General features: G+C 64.2%; 19 protein-coding genes and 1 pseudogene. 8 read left to right on the top strand and 12 right to left on the bottom strand.

Annotated elements, in window-relative coordinates; all coding sequences use genetic code 11:
* Positions 1–68: 68 nt before the first annotated feature.
* The 3 genes from AC0L3A_RS21305 to AC0L3A_RS21295 all read right to left on the bottom strand — a co-directional run bounded on the left by AC0L3A_RS21305 (position 69) and on the right by AC0L3A_RS21295 (position 2,303).
* Positions 69–482 carry a hypothetical protein gene (locus AC0L3A_RS21305; RefSeq protein WP_007597234.1) on the bottom strand — a complete coding sequence of 138 codons (414 nt, stop codon included), beginning with the start codon at positions 480–482 and terminating at the stop codon, positions 69–71.
* Positions 483–733: 251 nt separating this feature from the next.
* On the bottom strand, positions 734–1,333 hold the full coding sequence (locus AC0L3A_RS21300; protein WP_219680387.1) for a nuclear transport factor 2 family protein: 600 nt from the start codon (positions 1,331–1,333) through the stop codon (positions 734–736).
* 163 nt (positions 1,334–1,496) lie between these two features.
* Positions 1,497–2,303 carry a response regulator gene (locus AC0L3A_RS21295; protein WP_007597237.1) on the bottom strand — a complete coding sequence of 269 codons (807 nt, stop codon included), beginning with the start codon at positions 2,301–2,303 and terminating at the stop codon, positions 1,497–1,499.
* 221 nt (positions 2,304–2,524) lie between these two features.
* Here AC0L3A_RS21295 and AC0L3A_RS21290 point away from each other — a divergent pair, with 221 nt between their 5' ends.
* Together AC0L3A_RS21290 and AC0L3A_RS21285 are read left to right on the top strand one after the other, a co-directional pair.
* Positions 2,525–2,758, top strand: coding sequence for a NepR family anti-sigma factor (locus AC0L3A_RS21290; protein WP_007597239.1), 234 nt, complete (start codon positions 2,525–2,527; stop codon positions 2,756–2,758).
* On the top strand, positions 2,758–3,306 hold the full coding sequence (locus AC0L3A_RS21285) for a sigma-70 family RNA polymerase sigma factor (protein ID WP_007597240.1): 549 nt from the start codon (positions 2,758–2,760) through the stop codon (positions 3,304–3,306). Before AC0L3A_RS21290 ends, AC0L3A_RS21285 begins: the two co-directional genes overlap by 1 nt.
* 131 nt (positions 3,307–3,437) lie before the next feature.
* Here the strand turns inward: AC0L3A_RS21285 and AC0L3A_RS21280 are convergent, their stop codons facing one another.
* The 8 genes and pseudogenes from AC0L3A_RS21280 to AC0L3A_RS21245 all read right to left on the bottom strand — a co-directional run bounded on the left by AC0L3A_RS21280 (position 3,438) and on the right by AC0L3A_RS21245 (position 12,365).
* A complete protein-coding gene (locus tag AC0L3A_RS21280) occupies positions 3,438–4,136 on the bottom strand; it encodes a nitroreductase (RefSeq protein WP_473255132.1) in 699 nt (232 codons plus the stop codon).
* 139 nt (positions 4,137–4,275) lie between these two features.
* On the bottom strand, positions 4,276–5,520 hold the full coding sequence (locus AC0L3A_RS21275; RefSeq protein WP_219680393.1) for an acyl-CoA dehydrogenase: 1,245 nt from the start codon (positions 5,518–5,520) through the stop codon (positions 4,276–4,278).
* A 137-nt stretch (positions 5,521–5,657) separates the two neighbouring features.
* Positions 5,658–6,905, bottom strand: coding sequence for an acyl-CoA dehydrogenase (locus tag AC0L3A_RS21270; RefSeq protein WP_219680396.1), 1,248 nt, complete (start codon positions 6,903–6,905; stop codon positions 5,658–5,660).
* Positions 6,906–7,045: 140 nt separating this feature from the next.
* On the bottom strand, positions 7,046–8,173 hold the full coding sequence (locus AC0L3A_RS21265) for an acyl-CoA dehydrogenase family protein (RefSeq protein ID WP_007597244.1): 1,128 nt from the start codon (positions 8,171–8,173) through the stop codon (positions 7,046–7,048).
* A gap of 27 nt (positions 8,174–8,200) precedes the next feature.
* Positions 8,201–10,072 (bottom strand): AMP-binding protein, encoded by a 1,872-nt coding sequence (locus AC0L3A_RS21260; protein ID WP_473255144.1) that lies wholly within the window; start codon positions 10,070–10,072, stop codon positions 8,201–8,203.
* 36 nt (positions 10,073–10,108) lie between these two features.
* Positions 10,109–10,774, bottom strand: a pseudogene (locus tag AC0L3A_RS21255) (enoyl-CoA hydratase/isomerase family protein); the annotation flags it as partial.
* A gap of 187 nt (positions 10,775–10,961) precedes the next feature.
* Positions 10,962–11,720, bottom strand: coding sequence for an SDR family NAD(P)-dependent oxidoreductase (locus AC0L3A_RS21250; RefSeq protein ID WP_007615252.1), 759 nt, complete (start codon positions 11,718–11,720; stop codon positions 10,962–10,964).
* A 66-nt stretch (positions 11,721–11,786) separates the two neighbouring features.
* On the bottom strand, positions 11,787–12,365 hold the full coding sequence (locus AC0L3A_RS21245; RefSeq protein WP_473255131.1) for a TetR family transcriptional regulator: 579 nt from the start codon (positions 12,363–12,365) through the stop codon (positions 11,787–11,789).
* A gap of 232 nt (positions 12,366–12,597) precedes the next feature.
* Here AC0L3A_RS21245 and AC0L3A_RS21240 point away from each other — a divergent pair, with 232 nt between their 5' ends.
* Together AC0L3A_RS21240 and AC0L3A_RS21235 are read left to right on the top strand one after the other, a co-directional pair.
* Positions 12,598–13,770 (top strand): acetyl-CoA C-acetyltransferase, encoded by a 1,173-nt coding sequence (locus tag AC0L3A_RS21240; protein ID WP_219680406.1) that lies wholly within the window; start codon positions 12,598–12,600, stop codon positions 13,768–13,770.
* Positions 13,771–13,818: 48 nt separating this feature from the next.
* Positions 13,819–15,363 carry an acyl-CoA synthetase gene (locus AC0L3A_RS21235; RefSeq protein ID WP_473255130.1) on the top strand — a complete coding sequence of 515 codons (1,545 nt, stop codon included), beginning with the start codon at positions 13,819–13,821 and terminating at the stop codon, positions 15,361–15,363.
* A gap of 17 nt (positions 15,364–15,380) precedes the next feature.
* Here AC0L3A_RS21235 and AC0L3A_RS21230 read toward each other — a convergent pair whose 3' ends face one another.
* The gene (locus AC0L3A_RS21230; RefSeq protein ID WP_219680412.1) at positions 15,381–15,923 is read right to left on the bottom strand and encodes a methylated-DNA--[protein]-cysteine S-methyltransferase; all 543 of its coding nucleotides are present in this window, start codon (positions 15,921–15,923) and stop codon (positions 15,381–15,383) included.
* A gap of 139 nt (positions 15,924–16,062) precedes the next feature.
* Here AC0L3A_RS21230 and AC0L3A_RS21225 point away from each other — a divergent pair, with 139 nt between their 5' ends.
* From AC0L3A_RS21225 to AC0L3A_RS21210, 4 genes are all read left to right on the top strand, one after another.
* Positions 16,063–16,881 (top strand): alpha/beta fold hydrolase, encoded by an 819-nt coding sequence (locus AC0L3A_RS21225; protein ID WP_354126819.1) that lies wholly within the window; start codon positions 16,063–16,065, stop codon positions 16,879–16,881.
* A 2-nt stretch (positions 16,882–16,883) separates the two neighbouring features.
* Entirely contained in the window at positions 16,884–17,696 is an 813-nt protein-coding gene (locus AC0L3A_RS21220) for an alpha/beta fold hydrolase (RefSeq protein WP_354126820.1), read from the top strand.
* Between the two features lie 197 nt (positions 17,697–17,893).
* Complete coding sequence (locus AC0L3A_RS21215; RefSeq protein WP_007597265.1) at positions 17,894–18,568, top strand: GntR family transcriptional regulator; 675 nt, start codon at positions 17,894–17,896, stop codon at positions 18,566–18,568.
* Positions 18,569–18,705: 137 nt separating this feature from the next.
* Positions 18,706–19,506 carry a phytanoyl-CoA dioxygenase family protein gene (locus tag AC0L3A_RS21210; protein WP_354126821.1) on the top strand — a complete coding sequence of 267 codons (801 nt, stop codon included), beginning with the start codon at positions 18,706–18,708 and terminating at the stop codon, positions 19,504–19,506.
* Positions 19,507–19,580: the final 74 nt, after the last annotated feature.

The following is a 19,580-nucleotide window of genomic DNA, read 5'->3' as shown; positions in this document are numbered from 1 at the left end:
CAGGGGATCAAGTGGACGGCAGCAATCGCCCTCCGGACGGAGGGCGACTTTTCCGTGGCAAATGCCGGTCAGGTCACGCAGCGGCCGGGCTGGAGCAGTTTTGCGACCTCGGTCAGGGAGCTGACCATCGGCTCGCAGGCGATCGTCGGCTTTTTGCGGCTCTGCTTCTGGTCCGGGAGCAACACCGGCGGCTTGGCGTTACCGGCCTCGATCACTGCGGGGACCCGCAACAGCACCGACGTGTCGGCCAGATCGTTCAGCCGCATCGACACGGTGCGGGTCGGAACCTCAGCCTGCTTGATGTCGGCCAGCCGGTCGGCTTTGCTGGCGCGATTGACGTTATGGCCCGGCTTGTCAGCGACCGCCTGCCAGCGGTCGGCCAGATCATGGCCGGAGGCCAGCTGCACGGCGCCCACCTGGACAGCGCCAAGCGTCGCGGCGATCGCGACCGCGCCTAAAAATACCTTTTGAATCTGTGACATGGCTGTCGGTCCCTCGCCCCATGGCGATCGCGGGAACAACGCGAGGAGAGGACCCAGAGTTCTCAGTCGTTAAGATCACTTAACCGTGTGCGAAAGGGCACTGTCCCCGCGAAAAAAATTTCGCAACCGCCTGGAACGACTTTCGCGGACGGGAGTCGTCTCAACAGCCGGCTATTCCCCCCTGCCCCATAAGCCGGTGACGTAGGGCGCGACTGTGGTGATGCCAGTCGCGCCTTACTTTTGTCTGGAGTTCAGTTCGCCTTCCCCGCCAGCCAATCCCGACCCTCGGCATAGAGCTTCTCGACCTCAGGCCCGGTCAGGCCCGGCATGTCGCGCTTGACCTTGTAGCCGATCAGCTCCTGCATGTAGGCGAGGTGGCGGTAGCCTTCCGGGAGCGCGGCAAGGGCTTTCTGGTCGAGCTGAAGTGTCGCGGCGGGATCGACCGGGTCGATCCGGTCCTTCTCGTAGATCGGCTGGCGGCGGACGATGCCCCATTTTCCCTGCCGCTTCTCCAGGAAATCGTAGAAGCGCCCGGTGCAGACCACGTCGCAGGGCACGTCGTGCACCGGCGCGCGCTGCGAGATGGTCATCTTGGTCTGCGCGATGGCGCGCGCCCCCTCGAGGTCGATACTGGTGCCGCCGAGGAAATGCAGGATGCGCACGCCCTTGGCGAACCCTTCCTGGCTGACCCGCATGAAATCCCGCGCCGGCCCCTGAAACCAGGTGGCGGACATCCAGCCTTCCTCGTGCCAGACGGTGGCAAAGCGCTCCCAGTCGCCGGCATCGCGCCACACCGCCCAGTTCTCGACGAGGTCGCGGATGGCGAGACGATCGAGGAGTTGCTGGTCCATGAACACGTCTCCGATGGCACCGCGGCTGCAACGCGGCCGCTGCACGAGGTATGAGCGGCGAATTCGATGGCCGTCAAGCGTGGCAACCCGGTCAACGAAAATCCGGCGCACCTTGCGGCACGCCGGATCGGGATTTCGTCAAATGCCGGGCGCAGGCGCTTCCTTACGCCGCCGGCACTTTCGGCGCGCGGTTGCGCGAGTTGCGCTGGAAGAACAGCGCCTGGCTCGCCACCGCCGACACCATAGCCGGCTGGAATGGCTTTGAGATCAGGAACGCCGGCTCGGGACGCTCGCCGGTGAGGAAGCGCTCAGGGTATGCCGTGATGAACACTACCGGCACCTCGAAGGTGCGGAGCAGCTCGTTGACGGCGTCGAGGCCCGACGAACCGTCGGCGAGCTGGATGTCGGCGAGGATCAGGCCGGGTCGCTTGTTCTTTGCCAGCGCGACCGCATCGGCGTGGGTGCGGGCGACGCCGACGACATTGTGGCCGAGGTTCTTCACCAGGCTTTCGAGGTCCATGGCGATGAAGGTCTCATCCTCGATGATCAGCACGTCGGTGGCGATCTCGGCGGCCATCTCACGCCCTGCGGCATCCGCAAGCCGGCGCGTCTCGCCGACGTCGGTGCCGAGAATGTAGCCGACCTCTTCTTCCGAGAATCCCTCGAGCGAGAGCAGCAGGAAGGCTTGCCGCGGCAACGGCGTGATGTTGGACAGCCGTCGCTCCGGGGGCATCGGCAGGTTCGTCACTTCCGAATCGTCGTTGACGGAAACGGAATTCCAGATTTGGGTGAACAGCCGGAAGAGGCCGGCGCGCGGCCCGTGGCTCTCGTCGAGCACCGACGGATCCCCCAGCATGGCTTCCAACATGGCTGCGACATAGGCGTCACCGGAGGACTGGCTGCCCGTCAGGGCGCGTGCATACCGGCGCAACAACGGCAAGTGTTCAGCAACGAGCTGTGAACGGGACATCCCCACTCCATATCATCTTCGGGCCGACCTTGACGTGCAGGCGTTAGGCGGGGGGCCCGGGTTCCCCTGCTGGGCTGATTACGCCTCAGACTGAGAAAAGTTCCGCATGGGGGCGGAACTTTTTCTCGCAACTCGCATTGAGCCTATCCAGGGAACGGCTCCCGGTTGAGAGAACTTCTCGATTTTACAGCTACTTAACTCGGGGAAACGTGGAACAGGTCATGAAAGATCTCAAGTCTCAAGCCAGCAAAAGCACGACCCCCGGCAAGGGAGGGCTCACTCCGGAGATTCAGTCCCGGATTGGGCACCAGCTGCGCGCCATGTACGACGACGTGGTGCGGCAGGGGGTTCCGGACCGGTTCGCGGAACTGATCAAGAAACTTGATGCGCCGGGAGCGACACCCCAAGTGGAAAATGGTGGCGGCTCCAACGACAACAACAATGGGAGGGATTGATGCCTCTCACGGACTCCCTGCGTAACGACATCCTGGCGGCCGTGCCCAGTCTGCGCGCGTTCGCCATCTCGCTCAGCGGCAATGCCGATCGCGCCGACGATCTTGTCCAGGAGACGCTGTTGCGCGCGCTCGCCAACATCGACTCGTTCCAGCCCGGCTCCAATCTGCCGGCGTGGCTGTTCACGATCCTGCGCAACCTGTTCCGCTCCGACTATCGCAAGCGGCGGCGGGAAGTCGAGGATGCCGAAGGCAACTATGCCAAGACGCTGAAGACGCAGCCCTCGCAGAACGCCCATCTCGAGTTCGAGGAATTCCGCACGGCGCTCGACAAGCTTCCGCAGGACCAGCGTGAAGCGCTGATCCTCGTCGGCGCCTCCGGCTTCTCCTATGAGGATGCGGCCTCGATCTGCGGCTGCGCGGTGGGCACGATCAAGAGCCGCGTCAACCGCGCGCGCTCCAAGCTCGCGGCGCTGCTCTATGTCGACGGCGCGGAGGATTTCGGGCCCGACGAGACCATTCGCGCCGTGATCGGCGGCAGCGGCGGCTGACGGCGGGCGTTATTCGGATTGAGACCGCGATGAAGGCGGCCGCTTCCGCGGCCGTCTTCGTATGTCTGACGTGATCGCGTCTGAAACGTGATGCGGGGCGTGCGCCGCCTCGATCACCGGTCCACGCCTGATTACTTGTCCACGAAGGTCACGGTCTCGGCCACGCTCGCACGCGACGTGCGGTAGCTGTTGGCCTTATGGGCGTTGTCGGCATAGCCGAACGAAATGCCGCAAACGATGCGGCGATCATCAGGCAGATTGAAATGGCGGCGGATCAGGCCGGAGTGGCGCGCGAGCGCCGCCTGCGGAATCGTACCGAGCCCGAGCGCCTGCGCGGCCAGCATGAAGTTCGAGACATAGGCGCCGCAATCGATCGCACCGTAGATGCCGAGCGGCTCGTCGGTGTGGATGATGGCCACATGCGGCGCACCGAAGAAATTGTAGTTCTCTAGCGCCTGCTTCGCGTACGCCGTCTTGTCTCCGCGCACGATGCCGAGCGTGTTGTAGAGCTGAAAACCGCTCTCGCGGCGGCGTTCGAGGTACGCGCCGAGATATTCGCGTGGCGGCGGGAAATCATAGTCGTCCCCGAGACCGCCCGAAGCCTCCTTATAAATCAGATTGCGGAAACGCTCCTTGGCCTCGCCGCTGGCGATGACGATCTGCCAGGGCTGGCTGTTGCACCAGGACGCCGTGCGCTGCGCGGTGGTCAGCAAATGTTCGATCGTCGCGCGATCGACCTCCTTGGCCAGGAAGGCACGGACCGAGTAGCGCTCGTTGAGCAGCTCTTCGAGCACGCCGATGCGGTCGTCTTGCTTTACTTGTGCGTCCATGGATCAACTCGCGCCTTCTCTACGTAAGGTGGGCAAAGGCGCATAGCGCCGTGCCCACCGACAGACTTACCTCGGCGCATCTGCATATGGTGGGCACGCTTCGCTTTGCCCACCCTACAAGATACAGCGAGAGGCTAGATCACCGTCCCTTGGTCGGAATCTTGTTATACGGCACGTCCTTGTCGACGCGGATGTCGCCCGGCAATCCCAGCACGCGCTCGGCGATGATGTTGCGCAAGATCTCGTCTGTGCCGCCCGCGATACGCATCGAGGGCGAGGACAGCAGCATCTGCTGAAACTGGCCCTGCACGGTTTCCTCGTCGCTGCCTGTAAGAACGCCGGCCGCGCCCTGGAGGTCCATGGCATAGGTCGCGATGTCCTGCAGCATCATGCCGGACACGAGCTTGCCGATCGAATTCTCCGGCCCCGGCCGTTCACCCTTGGACAGCGCCGAGATCGCTCGGTAGCTGGTGTATTTCAACCCGCTCGACTTCACGGCCCAGCTCGCAAGTTTTGAGCGCACGGCGGGATCGTCGATGGCGAGGCCATCCTCCATCATCAGATTGGAGCAGAACTCGAACATCTCGGGCACGCCGGTCGCAAGCCGCGAGCCGATCGACATCCGCTCGTTCATCAACGTGGTCAGCGACACGCTCCAGCCCTCGCCGACGGCGCCGAGGCGCTGGCTGTCGGGAATGACGACGTCGGTGAAATAGACCTCGTTGAACTCCTGCATGCCGTTGGCCTGCTTGATCGGCCGCACCTCGACGCCAGGGCTCTTCATGTCCAGGAAGAACATGGTGAGACCCTTGTGCTTGGGCACATTGGGATCGGTGCGCGCGATCAAAAGTCCGTAGTCGGAATAGTGCGCGCCGGAGGTCCAGATCTTCTGGCCGTTGACGACCCAATTGTCGCCCTTCTTCTCCGCGCGCGTGCGCAAGCCCGCGACGTCGGAGCCCGCCGACGGCTCGGAGAACAGCTGGCACCAGATCTCCTCGCCTGCGGCCAGCTTCGGCAAATGGCGCCGCTTGGCGTCCTCGCTGCCAAAAGCCATCACGGTTGGGCCGCACATGCCCTCGCCGATCTGGAACGGCTGCGTCAGCTTGCCATAGACGCCTTCCTCCTGCTGCCAGATCACCCGCTCGATCGGCGTTGCACCCCGGCCGCCATATTCCTTGGGCCAATGTAGGCAGGCCCAATTGCCTTCGGCCTTCTTCTTCTGCCAGGCCTTGCCGACATCGACGATGTCGTGGTTGGCGAGCCGGATACGGCCGAGCGAGGATTTTGACAGCTCGGCCAAAAACTCCTTCGGCGCGTTGGCCTCGACCCATTTGCGCGCGGTCTCGCGGAATGCGGCTTCCTGCGGGGTGTCGTCGAAATTCACGGCGGACCTCTTCGTTCTTGCTCTGTCTTAGTCCCTCATGGTGAGGAGGCGCGCAGCGCCGTCTCAAACCACGAGGCCCCAGTCGGGCCTGCATCCTTCGAGACGCCGCGTTCCGCGGCTCCTCAGGATGAGGATCATCAACCTCTTCCCTTCGTCGGGATCTTGTTGAACGGCACGTCCTTGTCCACCCGGATGTCGCCGGGCAGGCCCAACACCCGCTCGGCGATGATGTTGCGCATGATCTCGTCGGTGCCGCCTTCGACACGCGTGCCCGGCGCGCGCAGCAGCATCGCCTGGAAACGGCCGGCGAGTTCGGAATCTTCAGGACCGCTGATCACACCGGCGGCGCCTTGCAGATCCAGCGCATAGGTCGCGACATCCTGGATCATCGAGCCCGCGACCAGCTTGCCGATGGAATTTTCCGGCCCCGGGCGCTCGCCCTTAGACAGCGCGGAGATCGCGCGCATGCTGGTGTAGCGCAACCCGCTCGCCTTCACCGCCCAGCTCGCCAGCTTCGCGCGCACCGCGCGGTCCTCGATTGCCGGGCCATCGTCCAGCATCAGGCTGGAGCAATATTCGAACAGCTCGGGGAAGCCTGTCGAGACGGCCGCGCCGATCGCGCTGCGCTCGTTCATCAGCGTGGTCAGCGAGACGTTCCAGCCGTCACCGACCTCGCCGAGGCGCTGATGATCGGGAATGCGAACATTGGTGAAATAGACCTCGTTGAAGTCGGAAGCGCCGCTGGCCTGCTTGATCGGCCGCACCTCGACGCCGGGGCTCTTCATGTCCAGGAAGAACATGGTCAGGCCCTTGTGCTTGGGCACGGTCGGATCGGTGCGGGTGAGCAAAATGCCGTAATCGGAATAGTGCGCGCCCGACGTCCAGATCTTCTGGCCGTTGATGACCCACTCGTCGCCGTCTTTCTCCGCGCGCGTGCGCAGGCCCGCAACGTCGGAGCCGCCCGCGGGCTCGGAGAACAGCTGGCACCAGACCTTTTCGCCGGAGGCGAGCGGCGGCAGATAGGCGCGCTTGTGCTCCTCGCGCGCGAACGCCATCATGGTCGGCCCGCACATGCCGTGGCCGATGATGAACATGCGGGATAGCTGGCCGAACGGCCCCTCTTCCTGCTGCCAGATCACACGCTCGATCGGCGACGAGCCGCGGCCGCCATACTCCTTCGGCCAGTGCAGGCAGGCCCAGCCGGCATCGGCCTTCTTCTTTTGCCAGGCCTTTGCCACTTCCAGAATGTTGGCGTTCTTCAATTGCGTGCGGCCGAGCGAAGACTTGCGAAGCTCCTCCTCGTACTGCTTCGGTGCATTGGCCGCGATCCAGGCGCGAGCAGTGGCGCGAAATTCAGCTTCCTGCGGGGTATCGTCGAAGTTCATGGTTCTATTCTCTCTGTCATTCCGGGGCGCGCGAAGCGCGAACCCGGAATCTCGACGTTATTCACTCATCTCTGGATTCTCGGATGTGCAATTGCACATCATAGTTCGCCGCTCTGCGGCGCCCCTGAATGACGATAACGTCACGCCGCGTTCTTCTTGCGCATACGGTCGATCAACTGGTCTTCCCAATAGGACAGGCTGCCGAGCCCGAGCGCCATGGCGTTGGCACGGCGGTAGTACATGTGGCAGTCGAACTCCCAGGTGAAACCCATGCCGCCGTGAACCTGGATGTTGTTCTTGGCGCAGTGCTGGAACGCCTGCGTCGCGCTGATGCGCGCGGCTGCAGCCGCTTCCGGCAATTCGGATGCATTGGTCGAGAGCGCCCAAGCGCCGTAATAGCTGTTGGAACGTGCCAGCGTCGCCGACACGTACATGTCTGCCAGCATGTGCTTGACGGCCTGGAACGAGCCGATCTGTCGGCCGAAGGCGATGCGGTCGAGCGCGTAGTCGCGGCCCATCTCCAGCGCGCGGTCGGAGCCGCCCACCTGCTCGAACGCGCAGAGCACCGCGGCGCGATCGAGCACTTGAGTCAAGATGCTCCAGCCTTCGCCGGCCGCGCCTAGCGGCTCTGCCTTGCAATCCCTGAAAGTGATCTCGGCCTGTCCGCGGGTCGGATCGAGGTTGGTCAGGCTTTTCACCTCGACGCCGCCGTCCTTGAGATCGACGATGAATAAGGAGATGTCGCCGTCGCGCCCGCTCGATCCCGTGCGTGCCGCGACCACCGCGAAGTCGGCGATCGCGCCATCGGGGACCGGCTTCTTGACACCGTTGAGCACGCCGTTCGCAGCCGTCAGCTTGACGTTCTTCGGCGACGGATTGCCCTTGCCCTCGAACAGCGCCAGCGTTCCGATCGCCTCGCCCGAGGCAATTGCCGGCAACCATTTCTTCTTCTGCGCGTCGCTGCCGGCGATCAGCAGCGCTTCGGCTGCGAGATAGACGGTGGAGGAAAACGGCACCGGTGCGTTCGCCCGGCCCATCTCTTCAGCGATCACGCAAAGTTCGAGATGACCGGCGCCCGCGCCGCCAAAATCCTCGGGAATGGCGACACCGAGAAAACCCATCTCGGCGAGGCTCTTCCACAGCTCCTTGTCGTATGGCGCCTTGCCGTCGAGAACCATGCGCACAGCTTTGGGTGGGCACTTCTCGGTGAGGAATTTGCGCGCCTGATCGCGGAGCTGCTTTTGGTCGTCGGAGAAATCGAAGTTCATGGCGCGTATCCGTGTTGATGATGTCGATTACTTGAGAATGATGACGTCCCGGTCGAGCTTGTCGGCATAAAGCCGCTCCACCAGGGCGGCACGGCGCTCCAGGCCGGCGCGCTGGTTGATGTAGCCCTTGTCGGTGAGCTCGTTGCCGTCGATCGAGGGCGGTTCCGCCATCAGCATGGCGCGCGCGATGATACGGCTGCTGGCGCCTTCGCACTCCTTGTTGTGAGCCTCCAGCCCGCGCCTGAAGCAGGCGATCACCTCGGGATGCTTCACTGCGTCTCCGAAGCTGAGATCGGGATTGCCGACGAGCTGGCGGCAGGCATGCAGATTCGGCCAGGCCAGCAGGCCGATGAAGGCGCGATCCTGCCCCGCGACCAGCGCATCATGCACGACCGGCGTCGCGGCGGCGATCGCATCGGTGCGCAGCGAGCCGACATGGACGAAGGTGCCGGTGGTCAGCTTGAAATCCTCGACCACGCGCCCGGCAAAGATGATTCCCTTCACCGGATCGGAATCGTCGACGAAGATGCCGGCGTCACCGATGCAATAAAAACCTTCCTCGTCGAACATTTTCTTCGTCAGGTCAGGCTGGCCGAAATATCCCGGCGTGACGTTGACGCCGCGCAGACGCAGCTCGTATTTCGAGCCGCAAGGCACCATCTTCAACTCGACGCCGGGGAACGGCAGGCCGATCAGGCCGACGCGCTCGGTGTCCCAATAGGTGCCGGTCGAGGTCGGCGCGGTCTCGGTCGAGCCCCAGCCGGTGTAGAACACGATGCGCTCGCCAGTGGTCTTCACGGCCAAAGCCTGCATGCGGTCGTAGAGATCATCCGGCAGTCGTGCGCCGCCATAGACCATGATCGAGAGGTTCTTGAAGAAGGACCGGCACAGCGCCTCGTCCTTCTCCATGGCCGCGGCGAGCGCGGCATAGCCGGCGGGCACGTTGGCGTAATAGGTCGGCGAGATCTCGCGCAGATTGCGCAGCGTCTCATCGAACTGGCCCGGCATCGGCCGGCCGTCGTCGATATAGAGTGTGCCGCCGTCGACCAGGATCGGGTGGAACGCCGCATTGCCGCCCATCGTGTGGTTCCAGGGCATCCAGTCCAGCATGGTCGAGATCGGACCGCCGGGATCGCGCGGCCGCACCTGCATCATCATCGCCGCATTGGCGCACATCATCGCTTGCGTGTTGATGACGGCCTTGGGCATGCCGGTCGAGCCTGACGTGAACAGCAGTTTGCCGACGGTCTCAGGCGTGATCTTTGCAATCGACGTTTCGACATCGGCAGTCACGGCCGTCGCCGCGAGCGCGGCAAAGCTGACGCTCTCGATGTCCTCGCAGGGTCGCAAGACGTGAACGACGGTGACGCCGGTGAGATCGAGCGCTTTCAGCGCCTTCTCGAAGGTCGGGCCGTCCTGCACCATCACCACGCCGGGCTTGATCAGGTCGAACAAATATTTCAGCTTGACGTGATCATGGCTCATTAAGGAGTAGGCCGGCGAGACCGGCGCGGCGGGGACGCGAGCCTGCATCGCGGCCTGCGTCATCAGCGCGTGCTCGATCGAATTGCCGGAGAGGATCGTGACCGGGCGGCCGTCGAGCGCGAGATTGAGCAGGCCTTGCGTCAGCGCATCCACGGTGCGCTTGGCCTCCCCATAGGACACCTTACGCCATTCGCGGTTCGGGCCGCCGCGCTGGGCAAGCCAGATCCGCTCGGGCGCTTCCTTCGCCCATTTTGCCAGCGAAGCCGGGATATGCTTCTCGTAGGTCTGCAGCGGGATGCGCGACTTCAGCACCACCGTGCCGTCGTCGCGGCGCTCGACATCGATGTCGCGCGCAAGCCACTTGACCTTGCGAAAGGCGGGCTTCGTCATCACCGCCGCCGCGCTTCCACTCATTGTGCGTCTCCCCAGCGATCCGGCATCGACGCTCATGTTGAGACATTCCTTGGACAGGCGTAAGCCCACGGGCGAGGCCGTGATCATCGCGTCGACATAGGGTTCGGCGGCATCATCGAGCTTGTCCTCCTCGACGACCTCGGAGACCAGCCCGACCGCGAGCGCCCGTTCGGCGCCGATGAAGCGCCCTGTGAGAATCAGCTCCGAGGCCACGGAGACACCGACCAGGCGCGGTAGGAAATAGCTGGTGCCGATGTCGCAGCCGCCAAGGCCGAGCTTGATGAAAGCGCAGTTCATCCGCGCCGATCTCGTCGCGATGCGAATGTCGGAGGCGAGCGCCAGCGCAAAGCCGCCGCCGGCCGCCGCGCCCTGTACCAGCGCGAGGATCGGCTGCGGACAGCGCCGCATCAGCATCACGATGTCGGCGATGCGCCGCTGCGAGTCCAGCGACTCCGTGACACCGGGCGGCTCCTGCTGGCCGGCACGACGCGCCATCGCCGCCTTGAGATCGAGCCCTGCGCAAAAATTCTTGCCGGCGCCCTTCAGCACCACGACGCGCGTGTCGCGGTTGCGCTGAAGGCCCTGGAAGTAGACATTGAGCGCGTCGATCAGCGCAGGATCGAGCGCGTTGAGGTGTTCGGGACGATTGAGCGTCACGGTGTCGACGCCGTCGTTGTGCTCGATCAGCAGCGGTTGGGACATGAGGCGCCTCGTGCTTGCCGCCATTCGCGGTGCCGATTGCTGCGCCCTCTCCCCTTGTGGGAGAGGGCATGTACGCTGTGAGCTCGGAATTCGCCTGGGTGAGGGGTCTGTCTCCGTGGATAGAGACCCCTCATCCGGCGCGCTACGCGCGCCACCTTCTCCCACAAGGGGAGAAGGAAAAAGAGCCCTAACGCGGCGCCATGCGGATCGCGCCGTCGAGGCGAATTGTCTCGCCATTGAGCATCGGGTTCTCGACGATGTGCACGGCGAGCGAGCCGTATTCATTGGCGTCGCCGAGTCGCGCGGGATGCGGCACCTGGGCACCGAGGCTCTTGCGGGCCTCTTCGTTCAAGCCCATCAGCAGCGGCGTCAGGAACAGGCCGGGCGCGATGGTGTTGACGCGGATCTTCTGGCTCGCTAGATCGCGCGCCGCCGGCAGGGTAAGGCCAACGACACCGCCCTTCGACGCCGCATAAGCGATCTGGCCGATCTGGCCTTCGTAAGCCGCGACCGACGCCGTGTTGACGATGACGCCGCGCTCTTCACCGACCGGCTCGATCGTGACGAGGCGCTCGGCGAACAGACGCAGGCAGTTGAAGGTGCCGATCAAATTGACGTTGATGATGCGCGCGAATTTTTCCAGCGGGTAGACGCCGTCGCGGCCGACGATGCGCTGCGATCCGCCGATGCCGGCGCAGTTCATCAGCACGCGCGCGACGCCGTGCGCAGCTTCCGCCTTGGCGATCGCCGCCTTGATCTGCTCCTCGCTGGTGACATCGGCGTGGAGCGCGATGCCCTTCACTTCGGCGGCGACCTTCTCAGCGTTTTCCTTACTCTGGTCGATCACGCCGATCTTGGCGCCCTTGGCGGCCATGGCGCGGGCGGTCGCGGCACCAAGGCCCGACCCGCCGCCGGTGATAAGAACGGCTACGTCTTTCAACTGCATCGCAAATACCTTTCCTCTACCTTTTCCTTGGGCGTTTCTTCTCTAGACTTCTGCGTTCTGGCCAGATCATCCGGCCGCGGCAGCTTCCTCGCCTTGCGTGAGGATGCCGCCGCAGATCAGCGTTTCCATGTGCTTGATATATTGCCGGCAGACGTCGTCGGTGACCGGGCCGACGCCGGTCGCGCGTGACATCGCGTGCCGGCCGAAGAACAAATGATCGCAGGCGCCGATCAGGCTGGTGTAGAACAACACCGGATCGGTGGCGCGGAATTCGCCCTGACTGACGCCTTCGGCTAGCAGGCGGCGATGGAAATCCAGCAGCGGCGCGACGAAGAATTTCGAGACTTCGTCCGCGGAGCCCGCGACGCTCTCGTGCAGCAGATAGTGAATCAACCGGTTCATGTAGGGAAACCGGTGATAGGCGCGGATGATGCCGCCGATGTGCAGCTTCAGCTTCGCGGTCGGCGTGATCGGCTGCGCCAGCAGATATTCGAGATTGGACAGTTCCGTCCCCGCGTCGCGCTCGAGCAGCGCCAACAGTAGGCCGTCCTTGTTGCCGAAGTGATATTTGACCAGCGCCGCGTTGGCGCCGGACTTCTGGGCGATGTCGCTCAGCGAAATCTCGATCGAGGAGCGTTCGATCATCAGCTCGCTCGCGGCCACGAGCAATTTCTCTGCCGTGGAATTCTTTCCGCTGGGGAGCCTGTTCGGTACGCTGGTAGTCACGGAGATCCCCGATTTAGCGCGAGAGCCGCCGCAGATAAGCCCAAGCAGCGCCTCTCCACAAGAGTTAATTGATCGATTGACTAAACGACCAGTCGCCCCTTAAATCCGCCCCGACAACCAACCATTCAGAATAATCCAGGGAGAAACCGACATGGCCGAGGCTTACATCGTCGCCGCTGCGCGTACCGCCGGTGGGCGCAAGGGGGGCCGCCTCGCCGGATGGCATCCGGCCGATCTCGCCGCGAAGGTGCTGGACGAGCTGGTCGACCGCACCAAGGTCGATCCTGCGCTGGTCGAGGACGTGATCATGGGCTGCGTCATGCAGGTCGGCGAGCAGTCCAACAACGTCGCGCGCAACGCGATTATGGCCTCGAAGCTGCCGGAGAGCGTGCCGGGCACCTCGATCGACCGCCAGTGCGGCTCCTCGCAGCAGGCGCTGCACTTCGCAGCCCAGGCCGTGATGTCCGGCGCGATGGACGTGGTGATCGCCGCCGGCGTGGAATCGATGACGCGCGTACCGATGGGCCTGTCGTCGCAGCTTCCCGCCAAGAACGGCTTTGGCAATTACAAGAGCCCGGGCATCGAGCAGCGTTATCCGAACATCGTGTTCAGCCAGTTCACCGGCGCCGAGATGATGGCCGAGAAGTACGGCCTCTCCAAGGATGAGCTCGACGAGTACTCCTACAACAGCCATCAGCGCGCGATCGCGGCAACCCAGGCCGGCCACTTCAAGAAGGAGATCGTGCCGCTCGAGATCACCCGCGCCGACGGCTCCAAGGACACCCACCACATCGACGAAGGCATCCGCTTCGACGCCACGCTCGACGGCATCAAGGGCGTCAAGCTGATCGCCGAGAACGGCAAGCTTTCCGCGGCCAGCGCCAGCCAGATCTGCGACGGCGCTTCCGGCGTGATGGTGGTGAACGAGCGTGGCCTGAAGCAGCTTGGCCTGAAGCCGCTGGCGCGCGTCCACCACATGACCATGATGGGCGGCGATCCCGTGATCATGCTCGATGCTCCGCTGCACGCCACCAAGCGCGCGCTGGAAAAGGCCGGCATGACGATCGACGATATCGACCTGTTCGAAGTCAACGAGGCCTTTGCTTCGGTACCGACGGGGTGGTTGAAGACCACCGGCGCCGATCCGGAACGTCTCAACGTCAATGGCGGCGCCATCGCGCTCGGCCATCCGCTCGGCTGCTCCGGCACCAAGCTGATGACGACGCTGGTGCATGCCCTGCATCAGCGCGGCAAGCGCTACGGCCTGCAGACCATGTGCGAAGGTGGCGGCATGGCGAACGTGACGATCGTGGAGCGGCTGTAAGCCGTTACTCGCCAATAGTGTCGTCCCGTATGCCTTAGGACCGCGCTTATGACTCACCCCTCCATCTACGCCCGCGCCACACCCGACAAGATCGCCTATCAGATGGCCGGGACCGGCAAGGCGATCACCTATCGCGAGCTCGACGAGCTTTCGAACCAGGGGGCGCACCTGTTCCGCTCGCTCGGGCTGAAGGCCGGCGACCACATCGCGCTGCTGATGGAGAACCGCCTCGCCTTCATGGAGATCTGCTGGGCGGCGCAACGCAGCGGGCTCTATTACACCGCGATCAGCCGCTATTTGAAGCAGGACGAGATCGACTACATCATCGCCGATTGCGGCGCCAAGGTCGTGATCACGACACCGAAATGCGCCGACCAGATCAAGGCCCTGATCAAGGGTGCGCCCGGCGAGCCGGTCTTCTACATGATGGACGAGCCACTGTCAGGCTTCCGCTCCTACGACAAGGAAGCGGCCGCCCAGCCAACAACGCCGATCGCCGACGAGGTCGCCGGCTATGACATGCTATATTCGTCGGGCACCACGGGCCGACCCAAGGGCATCAAGAAGGCGTTCGAGGGCAAGCCGATCGACGAGCCGAACGCGTTTCTGCGTGTGCTCTGCGCCAGCATGTGCGGCATGAACGCCGAGACTATTTATCTCTCACCGGCTCCGCTTTATCACGCCGCTCCCTTGCGCTTCAACATGATGGCGATCCTGCTCGGCGGCACTTCCATCATCATGGAGCACTTTGACGCCGAAGATTTCCTGAAGCTGGTCGAAAAGTACAAGGTGACCCACGCGCAGCTCGTGCCGACCATGTTCGTGCGCATGCTGAAGCTGCCGGACGAGGTCCGCAACCGCTACGACGTCTCGACACTGAAGGGCGCGATCCACGCCGCCGCCCCCTGCCCGGTCGAGGTCAAGGCCAAGATGATCGAATGGTGGGGGCCGATCCTGATCGAGTATTACGCGGGCTCCGAAGGCAACGGCGTCACCGTCTGCAACTCGAAAGAATGGCTGGAGCACCGCGGCAGCGTCGGCCGCGCCGTGGTCGGCAAAATCAAGATTCTGGACGAGAACGACGGGGAGCAACCGACGGGCGAGATTGGCACGGTCTATTTCGCCGATGCGCCTGTGTTCACCTATCACAACGATCCCGAGAAAACGAAGAAGGCCTACAACGCAAAGGGCTGGTCGACGCTCGGCGACGTCGGTTATCTCGATAAGGACGGCTTTCTCTTTCTCACCGACCGCAAGTCTTACATGATCATCTCCGGCGGCGTGAACATCTACCCGCAGGAGACCGAGGACGTGCTCATCACCCATCCTGAAGTCGCCGACGTCGCCGTGTTCGGTGTGCCGAACGAGGAGATGGGCGAAGAGGTCAAGGCCGTGGTGCAACCGCACAATCCCAAGCGCGCCGGCAGCGAGCTCGAGGCCGACCTGATCGCCTACTGCAAGAGCCGCCTCTCGACGATCAAATGCCCGCGCTCGATCGATTTCGAAGCCGAGCTGCCGCGCACGCCCACCGGCAAGCTGGTGAAACGGCATTTGCGCGACAAATATTGGCCGAAGGCGGCGGCGAAGATTTAGCCCGCGGCGGCATCGCCTCAATCGAACAAGCTCGGCGTGTGGTTCACCAGCGCGCCTTCGATCTCGAGCATCTTCAGCTTCGTCACCACGCCGCCATTCGCGGAGAAGCCGCCGGGCTTGTTGCCGGCCGCCAGCACGCGATGGCAGGGCACGACGATCGGGCACGGGTTGCGGCCGAGCGCCTGGCCGACGTCACGCGACAGCTCGACGCCGCCGAGCTGCCTGGCGATGTCGCCATAGGTGACGGTCTTGCCTGGCGGAATGGTGCGGGCGATGGCGTAGACGCCGCGGTTGAAGTCGGGGACGCCGTCGAGATCGAGCGGAATGTCGGTGAGGTCATCCGGCTCGCCCGCGAGCAGTTTTGTGATGCGGTCGATCGCCTGCTGCACTTCGGCAGTCGGCTCGGCTTCGCTGGCGTCAGCATGCCGCTGGCTGATGCGGGTGCGGATCTTCTGCTCACCACCCATCGGCAATTGCGTGCCGTTGATGCCGCGCGGACCCCAGGCAATGGCGCAAAGGCCGATCTTGCTATCGAACAGGGCAAAATGCTGGTCGGTCATGGCTTGGTCCCTGGCTTGCGTTCCCTTGCATGCCCCCAATGTGAACTGAGCTCAAATCTAAGCTTGGAAATAGTTGCGATCCACCCGGTTTCCGGGAATCTTGCACAGGAGTTCCGCCTCCCCTTTCGCGAGCCCGCAAATGCAAAGTCTCCACGTCAACGGATACGACATGCCCTATCTCGACGTGGGCGAAGACCGGGGCCGACCACCGCTGGTTTGCGTGCATGGTTCGCTCAACGACTTCCGTGTCTGGGGCTGCGTGCTCGGGCCGCTATCCCAGCGGCACCGGCTGATCTGCGTCAGCCTGCGGCATTTCTTCCCGGCGCGATGGGATGGCGTCGGCGACACCTATTCGATCGCCCAGCATGTCGACGACGTCATCGCCTTCATTGAGGAACTCGACCTTGGCCCGATCGATTTGATGGGCCATTCCCGCGGCGGGCACATCTGCTTCCGCGTGGCGCAGCGGCGGCCGGAGCTGCTCCGGCGGTTGGTGCTGGCCGAGCCCGGCGGGGAGCTCGATGCGAGCCTCGACCCCGATTATGCCGGCGACCCCTCGCCACTGCTGGCGCGGTTCACGGCCTCGGCCGAGAAGATCGCGGCCGGCGACATCGACGGCGGCCTTGCCGTCTTCGTCGACACGCTGGAAGGGCCCGGCACCTGGCCGCGGCTGCCGGCGCTGGTGAAGCAGAATCTGCGCGACAACGCCTTCACGCTGATCGGCCAGGTCCGCGACAACCGCCCGCCGTTCTCGAAGGCGGACGCGGAGTCCATCGGGATGCCGACGCTATTCATCCTGGGCGCGCGGACCAAGGGCCTGCTGCCGAAAGTGCTGCATGCGCTGGCGGCGCATGTGCCGTACTCGAAGACGGCGATCATTCCGAACGCGACGCATCCGATGTTCGAGCAGGCGCCGCAGAAATATTCCGAGATCGTGCTGGATTTCCTGGCGAGCTGACCATGCAGACATTTCGCGTCAACGGTTACGACATGGCCTATCTCGAAATCGGCGAGGGCCGTCCGCTGGTCTGCGTGCACGGCACGCTCGGCGATTTCCGCACCTGGTATCCAGTGCTCGGCCCGCTGTCGAAATCGCATCGCGTGATCCCGGTCAGCCTGCGGCATTTCTTTCCCGAGCACTGGGATGCCGTCGGCGACGACTACAAGATGGCCCAGCACGTCGCTGACGTGATCGCTTTCATCGAGCAGGTCAAACCCGCGCCGGTCGATTTGATGGGCCATTCGCGCGGCGGCCACATCGCGTTTCGCGTGGCGCAGTCGCGGCCGGATCTGTTGCGCAAACTGGTGCTGGCCGAACCCGGCGGCGATCTCGACGCGAGCCTGCCGGTGCCTGCGGGCACGCCTGCGCATCCGCCGCTGGCCGCGCGCACGGCGCGCTCGGTCGAGATGATTCGCGCCGGTGACATCGAGGGCGCGCTGCAGAACTTCTACGAAGGCATCGAAGGCGACGGCTCATGGCGGCGCGTGCCGGCGGCGGCCAAGCAGCAATTGCGCGACAACGCGATCACCTTGCTCGGCCAGATCAACGAGCAGCGCAGGCCCTACACGCTCGCGGATGCGCAAGCGATCACGACCCCGACGCTCCTGATCGGCGGCGGCGCGACGACGGGGAGCCTGTCGGTGATGTGGCGCGTGCTGGCCGAGCACATCGCGGGGGCGAAGACGGCCGTGATCCCCAATGCCGGGCACTGGATGTTCGAGCAGGCGCCGCTGGAGTTCGGCGCGGCGATGAAAGCGTTCCTGGCGGAGTAGGTGCCTCACCCCTCTTTTTCTTTTTCCTCGAAAACAACCCCATGCACAGTAGCCGACCCTAGCAATATCAAGGGCTTGGCGAAGCGCAAAAAACGAGGTCGGACGCCCCCTTGGCCGCGCTTGACGCCCTCGCCCTCGCGCCGTACGTTTGAATACGGAATTCCGTATTCCCTGTTGCCGTTCTGGGAGCTGCCGGCGTGATCCCCCTCGACCCGCTTCCGAACTTGATCGACCAGGTCTATGCGCGGATCCTGGAGGCGATCTCCGACCGCACGCTGCAGCCCGGCCAGCGCATCCGGCAGAACGAGCTCGCCGACAGGCTCGGCGTGTCGCGCCAGCCGGTGTCGCATGCGCTACACCTGCTGCACCGGCAGGGGCTCGTCGCGGAAAGCGGCCGGCGCGGTTTTGAAGTCACCCAGCTCGATCCCGCACGCATCCGCCAGCTCTACGAGGTGCGCGGAGCCATCGATGCCCTGGCGGCGCGGCTTGCCGGCGAGCGCGCCGCAAGCGATGCGGCGGGACGCGCGCGGCTGGAGGCGGCGCTCGCCGCCGGACGCGGGATCGACGGCAAGACCGCGCTCGCCGAGCTGATTGCGCTCGACGTCGCGTTTCATCGCGCGATCTATCGGCTCGCCGGCAATCCCGTGATCGAGGAGACGATCACGCCGCAATGGCCGCATATGCGCCGCTCGATGGCGACGGTGCTGTCCGAACTCGACTATCGCGGCAGCGCCTGGGCCGAGCATGCCGACATTGCCGGACACATTCTCGCGGGCGACGCGAAGGCGGCCGAGCGTGCGGCGCTTGCGCACGCGCAAACGGCGGGACGAATGACCGAAGAGCGATTGAGGGCGACGGAAGAGGCGGCGTAACCGCACACGCTGTCGTTCCGGGGCGATGCGCAGCATCGAGCCCGGAATCCATCGGACGGCCTATGCTGCGGAGATTCCGGGTTCGCGACTTCGTCGCGCTCCGGAATGACAAGAAACAAACCAAAGGAGGACGCGCCATGAAACTGTCCCAGGAGCAATTGGAGTTCTTCCACCGCGAGGGCTGGCTGTTCCTGCCGGAATTGTTCAGCCCGGAGGAGGTCGATCTCCTCGCGCGCGAGGCGGTTGCCATCTATGACGCGAACCGGCCGGAAGTCTGGCGCGAGAAGAGCGGCGCGCCGCGCACCGCCTTTGCCGCGCATCTCTACAACGAGGCGTTCGGCATTCTGGGTGCGCATCCGCGCATGATCGACCCGGTCGAGCAATTGTTCGGCGAGCCCGTCTACATGCACCAGTTCAAGATCAACGCAAAATCCGCCTTCACCGGCGACGTCTGGCAATGGCACCAGGATTACGGCACCTGGAAGCGCGACGACGGCATGCCCGAGCCGCGCGCGATGAACATCGCGATCTTCCTCGACGAGGTGATGCCGATCAACGGCCCGCTGATGCTGGTGCCGCAGAGCCAGAACGCCGGCGACCTCAAGGCCTCGCACGACCTCGCGACGACTTCGTATCCGCTGTGGACGCTGGACGAGGAGACCGTGACGCGGCTGGTCAAGCAGGGCGGCATCGTGGCGCCGACGGGAAAGCCGGGCGGCATGCTGATGTTCCACGGCAATCTCGTGCATGGCTCGGCCGGCAACATCACGCCCTACCCGCGCAAGATCGTGTACCTGACGCTGAACGCGGTTTCGAACTACATCCGAACCCCGACAAGGCCGGAGTACATTGCGCATCGCGACTTCGCGCCGATCCAGACGGTGGAGGACGACGCGCTGCTACGGCTCGCCCGTGCGCCGCGGCAGGCGGCGGAGTAAGCGTCATTCCGGGGCGGCGCGTAGCGTCGAGCCCGGAATCCATCAGGCCGCAGAAGTCGCGGATGGATGGATTC

It is taken from the genome of Bradyrhizobium sp. MI1.3, from assembly GCF_055811695.1.
Note: the sequence above shows the minus strand (reverse complement) of the source record. Positions and strands in the feature narration are given on the sequence as shown.